The organism is Ancylobacter sp. GW821-FHT10E12, from assembly GCF_058809335.1.
This window is the reverse complement of record NZ_JBXASN010000005.1, coordinates 174,650-189,971: the sequence shown is the minus strand read 5'-3', so window position 1 is coordinate 189,971 and position 15,322 is coordinate 174,650. Positions and strand designations below refer to the sequence as shown.

Below are 15,322 nucleotides of genomic sequence, written 5' to 3'. Positions count from 1 at the left end.
ACGCATGTCTCTCGTCCATGAGATCGACTACGGTACCCCCGCCCCCAAGACCGACAAGATGGTGACGCTCACCATCGACGGCGTCGAGGTCACGGTCGCGGAAGGCACGTCCATCATGCGCGCGGCGATGGAGATGGGGACGCAGATCCCCAAGCTCTGCGCCACCGACATGCTGGATGCCTTCGGCTCCTGCCGCCTCTGCCTGATCGAGATCGAGGGCCGCAACGGTACCCCGGCCTCCTGCACCACGCCGGTGGCGCCGGGCATCAAGGTCCACACCCAGACGCCGCGCCTCGCGCAGCTGCGCAAGGGTGTGATGGAGCTCTACATCTCCGACCATCCGCTGGACTGCCTCACCTGCGCCGCCAATGGCGATTGCGAGCTGCAGGACATGGCCGGCGCGGTCGGCCTGCGCGAGGTGCGCTACGGCATGGAGGGCGCCAACCATTTCGCGCCGACCTCCGAGCTCGTCATGCCCAAGGACGAGTCGAACCCCTATTTCACCTATGATCCGGCCAAGTGCATCGTCTGCAATCGCTGCGTGCGCGCCTGCGAGGAAGTGCAGGGTACCTTCGCGCTGACCATCTCCGGCCGCGGCTTCGACAGCCGCGTGTCACCCGGCCAGTCGGAAGCCTTCCTCACCTCCGAATGCGTGTCCTGCGGCGCCTGCGTGCAGGCCTGCCCGACCGCGACGCTTTCCGAGAAGCGGCTGATCGAGATCGGCACGCCGGAGCATTCGGTGGTCACCACCTGCGCCTATTGCGGCGTCGGCTGCACCTTCAAGGCGGAGATGCGCGGCCAGGAAGTGGTGCGCATGGTGCCGTGGAAGGAAGGCAAGGCCAATCGCGGCCATAGCTGCGTGAAGGGCCGCTTCGCCTGGGGCTACGCCACGCACCGGGACCGCGTGCTCAACCCGATGATCCGCGCCAAGGTCACCGACCCGTGGCGGGAGGTCTCCTGGGACGAGGCGATCGCCCATACCGCCTCCGAGCTGAAGCGCATCCAGGAAACCTATGGCCGCCGTGCGGTTGGCGGCATCACCTCCTCGCGCTGCACCAACGAGGAAGCCTACCTCGTCCAGAAGATCATCCGCGCCGGCTTCGGCACCAACAATGTCGACACCTGCGCCCGCGTCTGCCATTCGCCGACCGGCTACGGCCTCAACCAGGCCTTCGGCACTTCGGCGGGCACGCAGGACTTCGATTCGGTCGAGGATTCGGACGTCATCCTGATCATCGGCGCCAACCCGACCGACGGCCACCCGGTGTTCGGCTCGCGCATGAAGAAGCGCCTGCGCGAAGGGGCGAAGCTGATCGTCGTCGATCCGCGCCGCATCGATCTCGTGCGCTCGCCGCATATCCAGGCCGACTTCCACCTGCCGCTGCAGCCGGGCACCAACGTCGCCATCGTCACCTCGCTCGCCCATGTCGTCGTCACCGAGGGCCTGGTGAACGAGCCCTTCGTGCGCGAGCGCTGCGACTGGGAGGAATTCCAGGACTGGGCGGAGTTCGTCTCCGACGCGCGCCATTCGCCGGAAGCGGTGTCCAAGCTCACCGGCGTGGCGCCGGAGCTGATCCGCGGCGCCGCGCGGCTCTTCGCCACCGGCGGCAACGCGGCGATCTATTACGGCCTCGGCGTCACCGAGCACTCGCAGGGCTCCACCACGGTGATGGCGATCGCCAACCTCGCCATGGCGACCGGCAATATCGGCCGCCGCGGCGTCGGCGTGAACCCGCTGCGCGGCCAGAACAACGTGCAGGGTTCCTGCGACATGGGCTCGTTCCCGCACGAGCTGCCGGGCTACCGCCACATCTCCGACGATGCCACCCGCGCCACCTTCGAGGCGATGTGGGGTCGTCCGCTCGATCCCGAGCCCGGCCTGCGCATTCCCAACATGCTGGACGCCGCCGTCGACGGCACCTTCAAGGCGCTCTACGTGCAGGGCGAGGACATCCTCCAGTCCGACCCCGACACCAAGCATGTCGCCGCCGGCCTCGCCGCCATGGAGCTGGTGATCGTGCAGGACCTGTTCCTGAACGAGACCGCCACCTACGCCCATGTCTTCCTACCGGGCTGCACCTTCCTCGAGAAGGACGGCACCTTCACCAATGCCGAGCGCCGCATCCAGCTGGTGCGCAAGGTGATGGCGCCGAAGAACGGCTATGGCGACTGGGAGGTCACCCAGCTTCTGGCCCGCGCCATCGGCATGGACTGGAACTACACCCACCCGTCCGAGATCATGGACGAGATCGCCGCGCTCACCCCGACCTTCGCCGGCGTGTCGTTCAAGCGTCTCGACGAGCTCGGCTCGGTGCAGTGGCCGTGCAACGACGCGAATCCGGAAGGTGTGCCGATCATGCACATCACCAGCTTTGCGCGCGGCAAGGGCAAGTTCGTCGTTACCGAATATGTGCCGACCGACGAGCGTACCGGCGGGCGCTTCCCGCTGCTGCTCACCACCGGCCGCATCCTCAGCCACTACAATGTCGGCGCGCAGACCCGTCGCACCGACAATGTCGCCTGGCATCCCGAGGATCTGCTCGAGATCCATCCGCACGACGCCGAGCAGCGCGGCGTGCGCGATGGCGACTGGGTTCGCATCGACAGCCGTGCCGGCTCGACCACCCTGCGCGCGCAGATCACCGACCGTGTGGCGCCGGGCGTCGTCTACACCACCTTCCACCACCCGACGACACAGGCCAATGTCGTCACCACCGACTTCTCGGACTGGGCGACCAATTGCCCCGAGTTCAAGGTGACGGCGGTGCAGATCGCCCGTTCCAACGGGCCGTCGCAGTGGCAGGAGGACTATGACGCCTTCGCCCGCCAGAGCCGCCGCATCGCTGTCGAAGCGGCGGAGTGACGGCACACGGCGATGATCGCTCCGGTGCTCCGCGTTCCCCGTCTCGCCTGCACACCCCAGGGTGCGCAGGCGGGCGAGCGGACGATTCCGGAGGAAACCCCGGTTGCCATCGTCCATAACGGCTCGACCTATGCGGTCATGATGGCGACGCCTGCCGATCTCGAGGATTTCGGCATCGGCTTCAGCCTCACCGAGGGCGTGATCGACGGTCTCGCCGATGTGGAGGACCTCGAGGTTCTCGAACATGACGAGGGCGTCGAAATTCGTTTATGGATCGAGGCGGGCCGCGCGGGCCAGATGGTGGCGCGGCGCCGGCAGATCGCCGGTCCCACCGGCTGCGGCCTGTGCGGGGTCGAGAGTCTTGAGCTCGCCGTCAAGCCCGCACGGGCGGTGGGCGAAGGGCGGGTCTTCGCGGCCGCCGACATCGCGCGCGCAATCGCCTCGCTGGCGCCGGCGCAGAAGCTCAATCATGCCACCCGCGCCGTCCATGCGGCTGCCTTCTGGGAGCCGGAGGCCGGACTGGTGGCGGTGCGCGAGGATGTCGGGCGCCACAACGCGCTCGACAAGCTGGTCGGCCATCTGGTGCGGCAGGATCGTGCCGCGGCGGCAAGCTTGGCTGCTTCCGGCATCGTGCTGCTGACCAGCCGCGTGTCGATCGAAATGGTTCAGAAGACCGCCATGCTCGGCGCGCCGGTGCTGGTGGCGGTATCGGCGCCGACCGCCCTGGCGGTGCGGACCGCCGAGGCGGCGGGCATCACCCTCGCGGCAATCGCGCGGGACGACGGATTCGAAGTGTTTACCCACCCTCACCGCATCGCGCCTGGTGGGGAAGATAAGGAGTTGGTCGCCCATGTCGGCTAATACGATGGACCGTCTCGTCTACATGGCGAATCAGATCGGCGCGTTCTTCTCCTCGCAGAAGCACGACAAGGCCGTGCCCGGAATCGCCAAGCACATCAAGGATTTCTGGGATCCGCGCATGCGCGCGATGATGGAAGACCATGTCGCGCGGGGCGGCGAAGGCCTGGCACCGCAGGTGTTCGAGGCGTTCAAGTCGCTGCCGCCGGTGAAACGGGCCGATATCCCGGTAGCCCGCCCGTCCGGATCGCTGCCGGCGCATCATTGAGCTGGACGTCTCTCGGTACCTCCCCCTCGTCGGTCGGGTGTTGCCCGATGGCCTCGGTAGTGAACCAAGCGTCTTTTTGCTGTGATTCCGATAACGGGGCATTCAGCCGAACCGTAAAAGGTGGTCGGATAGGCGCTTGGCGCCTTTTCGGTCGCGTTGCCACCATCGTTCTGCCATTGCCGGAAGGCATCGGAACGGTGGGGTACGAGATCGGTCGTCAGAGCCGATCGCGGAACGGAGTGAGTGGGCATGCACGGGGAAGGCCACGGACTGTTGATCTCGGCGCTGGTGTTCCTGGTGGCGCTGGTCGTCGCGGTCCCCCTCGCCCGGCGGCTCGGTCTGTCTCCCATCGTCGGCTATCTGGTCGCCGGCATCGCCATCGGCCCCTCGGGCATGGGGGCCATCCGCGATCCCGAGCGCATCATCACCGTCGCCGAGATCGGCGTGGTGCTGCTGCTCTTCGTCATCGGCCTTGAGCTCAAGCTGTCACGCCTGTTCGCGCTGCGACGGGCGATCTTCGGCATGGGCGCGGCGCAGCTCGTCTTCACCGGCGGCTGCATCGCGGTGCTGGCGCATTATGCCGGCAAGGATTTCGACTGGCGCGCCGGCACCATTGCCGGCCTCGCCCTCGCCTTGTCCGCGACCTCCATCGCGCTGCAATTGCTGGAAGAGAAGAACGGCCTCGCTCAGCCCTACGGCCAGCGCGCCTTCGCGGTGCTGCTGTTCCAGGACATGGCGGTGGTGCCGCTCATCGCCTTCATGCCGCTGATGGCGCCGGGCATGCACGAGGGCCGTACGATCCTTGACGCCCTGCGCGATGTCGGCACGGTGCTGGCCGCCCTCGCCGTGGTCATCGGCACCGGACGCTATCTGCTCACGCCGCTGTTCCAGATCCTCGCCCGCAGCGGCGCCCGCGAGGTGATGACCGCGGCGGCGCTGCTCGTGGTGCTGGGGGCCGGCGCGCTGATGGCGGCGGTCGGCATGTCGATGGCGCTCGGCGCCTTCCTTGCCGGCGTCATGCTGTCCGAATCGAGCTTCCGCCACGAGCTGGAGGCGAATGTCGACGCCTTTCGCGGGCTGCTGATCGCGTTGTTCTTCATGAGCATCGGCATGTCGATGAATCTCGACGTGGTGCTGGCCAACGCCCCGCTGCTGATCATCGGCACGCTGCTGGTCACGCTGGTGAAGGCGGTCTCAGTCTGGGCGGTGTTCCACCTTTCGGACGGTTCGGAAGCCGATTCGGTACGCGCCGCCTCGGTGCTCACCTCCGCCGGCGAGTTCTCCTTCGTGCTGTTTCCTCTCGCTCTCGGGCTCGGCCTTCTCACCGCCCGGCAGGCCGACCTCCTGTCCGCCTGTGCGGCGATGACCATGATGCTCGGCCCGCCGGTGGCGCTCATCGGCGAGCGCATTGCCCGAAACCTGGAGCGGCGCGACATGACCACGCCGCTGCCGGCCGATTTTTCCGACGCCCATGGATCGGTGCTGGTGGTCGGCTTCGGCCGCTTCGGGCAGATCGTCTCGCAATGCCTGCTGACCCAGGGCATGGAAGTGACGATCATCGACAATGATGTGGAGATGATCCAGAGCGCCGGGCGCTTCGGATTCCGCATCTATTACGGCGACGGCACGAGGCTCGACGTGCTGCGGGCCGCCGGCGCGGAGCGGGTGAGGGTGATCGCGGTCTGCGTCGATCGACGCGAGACGGCCGACCGCATCGTCGAGATCCTGCGGGCCAACGTCCCCAATGCCCGGCTGCATGTGCGCGCCTATGACCGCACCCACACGCTCTCCCTCAGGGCGAAGGGCGTCGACTTCGAGATCCGCGAGACCTTCGAATCCGCGCTTGCCTTCGGCAACGCGACGCTGCGCGCCAACGGGATCGCGGCCGATGCCGCGCGCAACACCATCGCCGAGGTACGGGAACTTGACCGCCAGCGCCTGCTGCGCCAGGCCGAGGAGGGGATCGATTACGGGATCGACCGCACGGTAGCCGAGCCGGAGCCGCTGGTGCGGCCCGAGCGTGCCGCCCATCCGCTCAACCCCGAGGCCGAGGACGCCCTGCGCCACGAGACGGAGTTCTCCGGCTAGAAGAGCAGGTCCGGCAGAAACGGGAGGCGTTTTTCCAGGCCCTCATAGGGTAACCGCCTGGACGGATCCGCTTCCCCATCGATCGCGCGTTCCAGCTGATCGAGGGGGCTCTGCCGGCGAAGGATCAGCTCGCGGCGGCCTCCGCCTCGGCTTTCGCGGCGAGGTCATTGGCAATGTTCGCCCGGTTGATCGCGGCGGCGGCGGCCTGGTCGGCCGGCGAGCCCATCGCCTGGACGGCGACGGTGTTGTTGGCGAACTCGATGCCCTGCTGTGGCAGGATGCGGATCATCCGCTTGATCGCCTCGCGCTGAATCACCGTCGGGCGACTGGGCTTCACCGTGAATTTGAAGCGCACGACCAGGGCGTTGTCGGCGATGTCGGCGACACCCTGCATCTTCAGCGGCATCAGGAACTCGTCCTTGATCTCGGGGTCCTCGAGCATTTCGAGGCCGATCTTCTTCACCGTCTTGCGCAGCTTCTCGATGTCGGTATCGCGGGTGAAGCGCAGGTTGAACTTCAGCGTCGCCCAGTCGCGGCTGAAATTGGTGATCTGGCCGAGCTGGCCGAAGGGGATGGTGTGGATCATGCCGTTCTGGTGGCGCAGCTTCAGCGAGCGCAGGGTAAATCCCTCCACCGTGCCCTTGGCCCGGCCGCAATCGATATATTCGCCGACGCGGAAGGCATCGTCGACCAGGTAGAACACGCCCGAGACGATATCCTTCACCAGCGTCTGGCTGCCGAAGGAGATGGCGAGGCCGACAATGGACGCGCCGGCGATCAGCGGCGTGATGTTGATGCCGAGCTGCGAGAGCACCGTCAGGCCGGCCATGATGACGATGGCGAGCAGCAGCGTGATGCGCAGCAGCGGCATCAGCGTGCTCATGCGCGAGGCCGTCGGCGCCGCCTCCTCGCTGTCCTGGTGACCGGGCAGGCCGGCGGCGGGCGAGGCGGCGTGCCGGCCGGTGAAATAATTCACCACCTGCCAGGCGCAATAGGCGGCGAGCAGGATGGCGCCCGCCGGAAGCGCCGCCGCCGCCAAGGCGTTGTAGCCGCTCATGTCCATCATGCCGATGCCCGAGACCGCCCAGATGCGGAACAGCAGGCTCAGCGCGCCGAGCAGGACCGCCACCCTCGCGCAGCGCATCAGCGCTTCTGTCGCGCGTTCGCGGTCTGACGTCCGCGGCTCCATGTCGGCCCGCATCAGCCGAACGACCTTGTCCATGAAGGATTCGAGGATGAGCAGCCCGATCAGCACGTTGCCGGTCATCAGCAGCGCCCTGTGCACGCTGTCCGAGGTGGTGAGCGCGCCGTAGACGCCGGCCATGCCGAGGATGAGGAAGACCGGAACGGCGACCACCAGCCAGAACCGGGCGACGGTGGCGGCGAGCGGCCTCCGCTTGTGGCCGTGTCCGAGGCCGTGGAACCACTTGGCCACCGGGTCGCGCACCGCGATGGCGGCGGCAATGAGCAGAGCCGTCAGCAGGATGGTCTTTATCACGATGGCGCAGGCGATCACCAATAGCGGCGCCTGCATTCCCTCCAGGATGCGCCGCACATCGTCGAACACGATCGCGGCGAAGATGATGGCGGAGGACCAGTGATAGATCTTCAGCGCCTCGCCATCGTCGATCTCGGCGAGTCGCGCCTGCGGCAGGTCGGGGCGCAGGGCGATGCGGAAGACGAACAGATAGAGCCGCCAGTAGAAGACGCTGGTCAGCACCAGGAATCCGAAGCGGGCCTGCGGCACGGTCCCGCTGAACAGCGCGACGATCAGCGCGTGCGTCATCAGCCAGAGGCCGGTGAGGACCACAATGTCGAGGCTGACCAGGGCGGTGAGCGCCCAGAGCGACGAGGCTCCCGATACGCGGCTTGCCAGATAGCGGCGCGGCAGGCGCAGGGCGAGGCGCAGCAACGCTTCCGTCGCGAGCGCGGCCGCGACGCAGGCCGCCAGCACCAGCAGGAAGCGCCCGGGTTCGCGGCCATTGTTGATGTCGGCGCGAAGCGCCGCCGGGATACGGCTGCTGTGCTCGATCAGTCCGGGAAATTCCGCCAGCACCTCGTCCGTCTGGTCGAGCACCTCGATGAATTTCTTGCTGGCCGGCTCCTCGTTCATCATGTTCATCATCATCGGCGGATTGGCCGATGATGAGGCCGGGGAGGTCGCCCCCTCCACCTTCGGAGCCGGCGTAGCGGCCGGTTCCTCCGCCTTTGCGGCAGCCGGGGTCTCGACGGCAGCCGGAGCGCCGGCCCTCAGCCGCTCCGCTACCGCCTTCGACAGAGAATCCACCAGTTGGTCGAATTGCTGCTGGGTGAGTGGCGCGGCCGTCTGCGGAGACAGCTGCGCGGGTGCTTGCGCAGCGGTTGGCGCCGCCGCCTGGAGCAGCAGCAGGAAGAGAGCGATGAGCAGGCGACGCACAGGGATCATGGAGGCTCGGCCGGACAATCAACCGCCATGTCGGCCGTTTCAGCGAGGTACGGCCCCGGCGGAATGCCCCCGGGCCGCAGCCCCGAATTCAACCGGTCGCTTCGAGGCGGTCATCTTCGGTGCGACAATTGCCACTATCGGGCCGACCCCGCCGCCTGTCCATGGGGAATCCATGGGCGGCGGCGCAGTGCCGGGCTCCAAGCTGCCGGGATGATCTTGATCGCCGGGGCTCACCCCGCGCGCGTCACGCCTTGGCTTTGCGACGCGTCGTCAGGCTCACGCCGCCTTCGCCTCGCGGCGACGGCGGTGGAGGACGAACTCGGTGTAGCCGTTCGGCTGGGCCCGGCCCTCGAAGACGAGGTCGCGAGCGGCGCGGAAGGCGAAGCCGTCATAGGACGGCGCCATCGGCTTGTAGGCCGGGTCGCCGGCATTCTGTTCGTCGACGACCTTGGCCATGCGGCGCAGCGTCTCTTCCACCTGCGCGTCGGTGACGACGCGATGCAGCAGCCAGTTGGCGACGTGCTGCGAGGAGATGCGCAGCGTGGCCCGGTCTTCCATCAGCCCGACATCGTGGATGTCCGGCACCTTGGAGCAGCCGACCCCCTGGTCGATCCAGCGCACCACATAGCCGAGAATGCCCTGGATATTGTTGTCGAGCTCTTCCTGCACCGAGGCCGGCTCCCAATTGCCGCGGTCGACCACCGGCACGGTGAGCAGGTCGCGGCGCGCAGCCGGCTTGCGGGAGCGCAATTCCGCCTGTCGGGCGAAGACATCGACCTTGTGATAGTGCATGGAATGCAGCGTCGCCGCGGTCGGGGAGGGCACCCAGGCGGTGTTGGCCCCAGCCAGCGGATGAGCAATCTTCTGCACCAGCATGTTGGCCATGCGGTCGGGCATCGCCCACATGCCCTTGCCGATCTGACCCTTGCCGTCGAGATGCGCGGCAAGGCCGGCATCGACATTGTTGTCCTCATAGGCCTTGATCCAGACCTGCGCCTTCATCTCGTTCTTGCGGACCATCGGGCCCGCCTCGATCGAGGTGTGGATCTCGTCGCCGGTACGGTCGAGGAAGCCGGTATTGATGAAGACGACGCGCTCGCGCGCCGCGTCGATGGCGGCGGGCAGGTTGACGCTGGTGCGGCGCTCCTCGTCCATGATGCCGATCTTCAGCGTGGTCGGCGCCATGCCGAGCAGCGCCTCGACCCGGCCGAACAGCTCGACGGCGAAGGCGACCTCTTCCGGTCCGTGCATCTTCGGCTTGACGATATAGACCGAACCGGTGCGGCTGTTGCGCAGCTTGCCGGCGCCCTTCAGGTCGTGCAGGGCGATCAGCGAGGTCAGCGCCGCGTCGAGCAGCGTCTCGGGGATCTCGGCGCCGTCGGGGCCGAGCACGGCGTCGGTCATCATGTGATGGCCGACATTGCGCACCAGCAGCAGGCTGCGCCCGTGCAGAATCTTCTCGCCGCCGTCCGGCGCCGTATAGGCGCGATCCGCGGCGAGGTGGCGTTCCACCGTGCCGCCGGCCTTGTCGAAATGGGCGCTGAGCGTGCCCTTCATCAGGCCGAGCCAGTTGCGATAGACGAGGATCTTGTCGGCGGCGTCCACCGCCGCGACGCTGTCCTCGCAGTCGATGATGGTGGTGACGGCCGCCTCGACGACGACGTCGGCAATGCCGGCGGCGTCGGTGGCGCCGATCCGGCTGGTCCGGTCGACCTTCAGTTCGACATGCAGGCCGTGATTGACCAGCAGCACGGCGGTCGGTGTCGCGGCGTCGCCGGTATAACCGGCGAACTTGGCCGGATCGGCGAGGCCGGTCGCCGCACCGGAACCGAGCGTCACCTCGAGCATGCCGCCCGCGACCGCATAGGCCGTGGCGTCGCGATGCGAGCCGGCGGCGAGCGGGAAGGCCTCGTCGAGGAACTCGCGCACCTTGGCCACCACCAGCGCCGCCCGCACCGGGTTGAAGCCGCCGCCACGCTGGGCGCCGCCTTCCTCGGGCAGCGCGTCGGTGCCGTAGAGCGCGTCATAGAGGCTGTTCCATCGCGCATTGGCGGCGTTCAGCGCATAGCGGGCATTGGTGATCGGCACCACGAGCTGCGGGCCGGGAATGCGGGCGAGCTCGTCGTCGACATTCTGCGTCACCACCGAAACCGCCTGCGGCTCGGGAAGCAGATAGCCAATATCGCTGAGAAAGGTCTCGTAGACCGCCGGGTCGATCGGCTTGCCCCTATGGGTGCGGTGCCAGTCGTCAAGCGTCGCCTGCAGCACGTCGCGATGCGCCAGAAGCTTGCCATTGCGCGGCGCGAACTCGCCGACGATCTCGGCAAAACCCTGCCAGAAGGCCTCGGGGGCGATGCCGGTGCCGGGAATGGCCTCGTCATTGACGAAAGCGTAGAGGTCGGCGTCGATGCGAAGGCCGGCGATATCAACCATGCTCATGATTTGGCGTGCTCCGAGCGAGTTGGCCGGCATTGGCGCCGGCAGAATTTGTCTATTTTGCTATGCAGCGAACTATAGTGCGGCGCAATATCGCATAAAGTCGGGGGTCGGGCCGGCTCCCGTGTCGCGGCCGCGGCGAGCTCCGCTTGCCCAACCCCCTCAGAATGCACGACATTCCGGCTCCCTAAGGGAAGGGTGCGAACTCAGCCCTTCGCCAGCGCCGCCACCGGGTCCAGCCGCGAGGCGTTGCGTGCCGGCAGGAAGCCGAAGGTGATGCCGATCAGGCTGGAGCACAGCACGGCGGTGACGATCGACGCCGTCGAATAGACGAAGCTGAAGCCGGAGCCGAGCGCGCCGAAGGCGGCGCCGAGCCCGAGCGCGGCGAGGATGCCGAGCAGGCCGCCGATGAGGCACACGAGCACGGCCTCGATGAGGAATTGCTGCAGGATGTCGGCCCGCCGCGCCCCCACCGCCATCCGCACGCCGATCTCGCCGACCCGCTCGGACACCGATACCAGCATGATGTTCATCACCCCGATGCCGCCGACCACCAGCGAGATCACCGCGATGGCGGCGATCAGCAGCGTCAGCGTCTGGGTGGTGGCGGTGATGGTGTTACGGATGTCGTCGGTGTTGAGGATGAAGAAGTCCTTGGTGCCGTGCCGCTGCGTGAGCAGCCGCGTCACCGTCTGTTCCGCGAGGTTGGTCGGCACGTCGTCGGCGACCCGCACGGTGATGGAGCGCAGCGACCGGCTGCCCAGCACCCGCGCCTGCACCGTCGTATAAGGTAGATAGAGCGACAGGTTCTGGCTGGAGCCGAACCCGCCCTGTTGCGGCTGGGTAACGCCGATCACCCGTGCCGGCACATCGCCGACGAACACGACCTGGCCGATCGGACTGCCGGCGAAGTCGTCGAACAGCGTCTTGCGGGTGTTCTCGTCGATGACGACGTCCTGCGCCAGGGCATGCACGCTTGTCGCGTCGAACAGCCGGCCCTGCGCGAGGCGGGTACCCTTGGCGTTGAAATATTGCTCGCCGACGCCGTTCACCAGCGCATTGGCCTCCTTGGCGCCGAAACGCACCGTGCTGGAGGTCGAGACGGTCGGCGTCACCGCCGCCACATAGGATTGGGCGGCCAGCGCCTCGGCATCGCCCACCACCAGCGTGGTGATGCGGCCGGAGCGGGTATCGCCGAAATCCTTGCCGGCGAAAATTTCCAGCGTGTTGGTGCCGAGGCTGGAGATGTTGGCGAGTACCCGTTGCTGCGAGCCCTGGCCGAGCGCGACGACGCTCACCACCGAGGCGATGCCGATGATGATGCCGAGCATGGTGAGGAAGGTGCGCAGCCCATGCGCGCGCATCGACAGGAGCGCCATGCCGAAGGCCTCGCGGAAGCGGTCGGCGAAGGCGCTCCATTGACCGCGCGAGGGTCCCGGCGGCGGCTCCTGGTCGGGTACCGGCGCCTCCGTCGCGGCGGTCCGCCGGTCGGAGAGGATTTCGCCGTCGCTGATCTCGATGATGCGCCGGGTGCGGCTCGCCACCTGCATGTCGTGGGTGACGATGACGATGGTGCGCCCCTCGGCGTTGAGCTCGGCGAGGATGCGCAGAACTTCCTCGCCGCTGTGCTTGTCGAGCGCCCCGGTCGGCTCGTCGGCAAGGATCACCTTGGCGTCGTTCATCAGCGCGCGGGCGATGGAGACGCGCTGCTGCTGGCCGCCGGAGAGCTGGCTCGGCCGATGCCCGGTGCGATCGCCCATGCCGAGCCGGCCGAGCAGGGCCGCGGCGCGGGTGCGCCGCGCGCCCGGCGCCTGGCCGGCATAGACGGCCGGGATCTCGACATTGCCGAGCGCGGTCAGTTCGGCGAGCAGGTGGTAGCGCTGGAAGATGAAGCCGAAATGCTCCCGCCGCAGCGCCGCCAGTTCGTCGGCGTCGAGATCGGCGACGTTGCGGCCGGCGACGCGGTAAAGACCGGCGCTCGCTCGGTCGAGGCAGCCGAGAATGTTCATCAGCGTCGACTTGCCCGAACCGGACGCGCCGACAATGGCCACCATCTCTCCCGCCTCGATGGTGAGGTCGACATCCCTGAGCACGGCAATCATCCGATCGCCGGAGGGGAACTCCCGGCCCAGGCCTTTCAGCTCCAGCAGCGCCTCGCCCATGGTCAGAAGCCCATGGGGCCACCGGGGCCGGGCGGGCGGGAGGAGGTCGAGGCGGTCTGCGCGGTCGCCTCGTCGATCACCACCTGCTGGCCTTCCTCAAGGCCGGAAAGCACCTGCGCGGTGATCTTGTTGTTGAGGCCGATCTCCACCGTGCGGACGGAGACGGTGCCGTCCGCGCCGGCGATCCGCACGGTGTAGCGGCCCTGCGCATCGCGGGCGCCCAGCGCCGAGGCGGGAATGGTGAGTGCATCGCGGGCACCGCCGAGCACGATGCGCACCTCGGCGGTCATGTAGGTGCGCAGCTGCCCGTCCGGGTTCGGCACGTCGAACACGCCATTGTAATAGATGGCCTCCGACGACGACGAGGAGGTGGAGGAACTGCTGCTGGAACTCGACGAGGTCGAGGAGGAGAAGCTCGAATCGCTGCGGATCGATTCCGGCGCCGGCTCGAGGAATTCCAGCGCGGCGTCGTAGCGCCGGTCGGGATCGCCGAGCACGGTGAAATAGACCGGCTGGCCCACCTTCACCCGCACGATGTCGGCTTCCGAGATCTCGGTGCGCACCGTCATCGTGTCGAGCTGGCCGAGAATGACGATGGTGGGGGCCGACTGGGCGGCATTCACCGTCTGGCCCTGCTGGCTGACGATGGCGAGCACCGTGCCGTCGATGGGCGCGGTGATACGGGTATAGCCGAGATTGGCGCGAGCGGTGTCGACCGCCACCTGCGCCTCGACGATCTGGGCGGCCAGTGCCTCGATCTGGGCGCGGGTGACGTCGACATCGGCCCGTGCGGTCTCGAACTCGGCCCGCGACACGGCGTTCTGATCCACCATGCGCGTCTGGCGCGCCAGCGTCGCCTCGTTCAGCGTTAGCGTGGCCTGCTTCTCGACGCGCTGGGCGGTGACGTTGGCGAGCGCCGCTTCGGCGGTGCGCAGGTCGTTTTGCTGGGTGACCGAATCGATCTGCGCCAGCAGGTCGCCGGCACGGACCGTCTCGCCGAGCTTCACCTCGACCGCCGTTATGCGCCCGGAGACCTGCGAGCCGACCGCGACCAGTTTGACCGGCTTCAGCGTGCCGGTGGCGAGCACGGTTTCCTCGATGTCGCCACGGGTGACCGGCGCGGTGATGAGCGCGGGTGCGGCATTGCTGGACATCTTCTGCCAGCCGAGTGCACCGGCAGCCAGCGCCACGACCAGTGCCAGTGCGCCGATGATGCGGATCCGGCCGTTCATCGGCATCTCCCCGGCGGCTTGGCGAGGCCGGAGCGGCCAGAAAGCCGACGCGGTATCATGGAGCCCGCGGACAGCCGGGATGCCGACCCGGCAGGGTGGAAAGCGCCTCGGTCAGACGGGAGCAGGGGTCGGATCACAGCCGTTCCAAAATTAGAAAACTTATCAGTCTCTATAGTGATCGCCGCCTTGAAATGTCAAACGGCATCGAATGGATGTCGTCACGCTGCGGATGTGACAGGATCGGCGCGCAGAACGGGCAGGCGGACATGTCGCAGGGATTGTTGGAAGCAGGCGCGCAGACGCAGAAGCGCGGGCGGGGTCGCCCCAAGGCACGCTCGGATGCCGACCAGGTGGTGGCGATCGTCGCGCAGGCGCGCGTGCTGTTTCTCGAAGGCGGCTACGGTCGCACCACCATGGACGACATCGCCGCCGCGTGCCGGATTTCCAAGCGCACGCTCTACCGGCTGTTCCCTGCCAAGATCGACCTGTTCGCGGCCATCGTCGTGGATCACCGCTTCACCATGCTGGCGCTGCCCGGCGACTATGATCATCTCCCGCTCGCCGAGGCGATTGCCGCGATTTTTCGGATCGAGATCGACGATGCGGCCAATCGCGAACGGATGGCGCTGCTGAGCTTCGTGATGGCGGAGATACGGCAGTTCCCGGAGCTGGGGACGATCGTGCGTGTGCACGGCGCCGACCCGTCGCGCGCCGAGCTCGCCGCCTGGCTGGAGCGCCAGGCCGACCGTGGCCGCATCCGCATTGCCAGCGCCCAGCGCACGTCGCGGATGCTGATGGACCTCATCTTCGGCGCCGTGCCGCTGAAGGTGCCCGGCCTGCCCGACTGGCCGGGTGAGGACGACCGCCGCGCCTATCTGCGCGAGGCGATCCGGCTTTTCGTCGAGGGCCTGGCGCCGCGCTGAGCGCCAGTGCCGCCAGCCGTCTCACGGCATCAACCCGAGACGCCGGAAGCAACGGGCCGATTTCGTC

Annotated in this window: 9 protein-coding genes; 5 read left to right on the top strand and 4 right to left on the bottom strand. The window is 67.6% G+C overall.

The features are described from left to right. Positions 1–4: 4 nt before the first annotated feature. From fdhF to AC1RU4_RS08645, 4 genes are all read left to right on the top strand, one after another. Positions 5–2,863, top strand: coding sequence for a formate dehydrogenase subunit alpha (fdhF, locus tag AC1RU4_RS08660; RefSeq protein WP_492890654.1), 2,859 nt, complete (start codon positions 5–7; stop codon positions 2,861–2,863). A 12-nt stretch (positions 2,864–2,875) separates the two neighbouring features. Then, complete coding sequence (gene fdhD / locus AC1RU4_RS08655; RefSeq protein WP_492890653.1) at positions 2,876–3,724, top strand: formate dehydrogenase accessory sulfurtransferase FdhD; 849 nt, start codon at positions 2,876–2,878, stop codon at positions 3,722–3,724. Between the two features lie 4 nt (positions 3,725–3,728). Beyond that, positions 3,729–3,989, top strand: coding sequence for a formate dehydrogenase subunit delta (locus AC1RU4_RS08650; protein WP_492890770.1), 261 nt, complete (start codon positions 3,729–3,731; stop codon positions 3,987–3,989). Between the two features lie 249 nt (positions 3,990–4,238). Continuing rightward, positions 4,239–6,077 carry a monovalent cation:proton antiporter-2 (CPA2) family protein gene (locus AC1RU4_RS08645; protein ID WP_492890652.1) on the top strand — a complete coding sequence of 613 codons (1,839 nt, stop codon included), beginning with the start codon at positions 4,239–4,241 and terminating at the stop codon, positions 6,075–6,077. 124 nt (positions 6,078–6,201) lie between these two features. Here AC1RU4_RS08645 and AC1RU4_RS08640 read toward each other — a convergent pair whose 3' ends face one another. The 4 genes from AC1RU4_RS08640 to AC1RU4_RS08625 all read right to left on the bottom strand — a co-directional run bounded on the left by AC1RU4_RS08640 (position 6,202) and on the right by AC1RU4_RS08625 (position 14,332). Continuing rightward, the gene (locus AC1RU4_RS08640) at positions 6,202–8,502 is read right to left on the bottom strand and encodes a mechanosensitive ion channel family protein (protein ID WP_492890651.1); all 2,301 of its coding nucleotides are present in this window, start codon (positions 8,500–8,502) and stop codon (positions 6,202–6,204) included. Between the two features lie 276 nt (positions 8,503–8,778). Continuing rightward, on the bottom strand, positions 8,779–10,941 hold the full coding sequence (locus AC1RU4_RS08635) for a malate synthase G (RefSeq protein WP_492890650.1): 2,163 nt from the start codon (positions 10,939–10,941) through the stop codon (positions 8,779–8,781). 203 nt (positions 10,942–11,144) lie between these two features. Next, the gene (locus tag AC1RU4_RS08630; RefSeq protein ID WP_492890649.1) at positions 11,145–13,100 is read right to left on the bottom strand and encodes a MacB family efflux pump subunit; all 1,956 of its coding nucleotides are present in this window, start codon (positions 13,098–13,100) and stop codon (positions 11,145–11,147) included. 2 nt (positions 13,101–13,102) lie between these two features. Next, entirely contained in the window at positions 13,103–14,332 is a 1,230-nt protein-coding gene (locus AC1RU4_RS08625) for an efflux RND transporter periplasmic adaptor subunit (RefSeq protein WP_492890648.1), read from the bottom strand. Positions 14,333–14,427: 95 nt separating this feature from the next. On the opposite strand from AC1RU4_RS08625, the gene AC1RU4_RS08620 reads away from it, so the two are divergent. Next, positions 14,428–15,255 (top strand): TetR/AcrR family transcriptional regulator, encoded by an 828-nt coding sequence (locus AC1RU4_RS08620; protein WP_492890647.1) that lies wholly within the window; start codon positions 14,428–14,430, stop codon positions 15,253–15,255. Positions 15,256–15,322: the final 67 nt, after the last annotated feature.

Coding starts and splice junctions, on each gene's coding strand:
- fdhF (WP_492890654.1), top strand. CDS start 5: ATGTCTCTCGTCCATGAGATCGACTACGGTACCCCCGCCCCCAAGACC.
- fdhD (WP_492890653.1), top strand. CDS start 2,876: ATGATCGCTCCGGTGCTCCGCGTTCCCCGTCTCGCCTGCACACCCCAG.
- AC1RU4_RS08650 (WP_492890770.1), top strand. CDS start 3,729: ATGGACCGTCTCGTCTACATGGCGAATCAGATCGGCGCGTTCTTCTCC.
- AC1RU4_RS08645 (WP_492890652.1), top strand. CDS start 4,239: ATGCACGGGGAAGGCCACGGACTGTTGATCTCGGCGCTGGTGTTCCTG.
- AC1RU4_RS08640 (WP_492890651.1), bottom strand. CDS start 8,502: ATGATCCCTGTGCGTCGCCTGCTCATCGCTCTCTTCCTGCTGCTGCTC.
- AC1RU4_RS08635 (WP_492890650.1), bottom strand. CDS start 10,941: ATGAGCATGGTTGATATCGCCGGCCTTCGCATCGACGCCGACCTCTAC.
- AC1RU4_RS08630 (WP_492890649.1), bottom strand. CDS start 13,100: ATGGGCGAGGCGCTGCTGGAGCTGAAAGGCCTGGGCCGGGAGTTCCCC.
- AC1RU4_RS08625 (WP_492890648.1), bottom strand. CDS start 14,332: ATGAACGGCCGGATCCGCATCATCGGCGCACTGGCACTGGTCGTGGCG.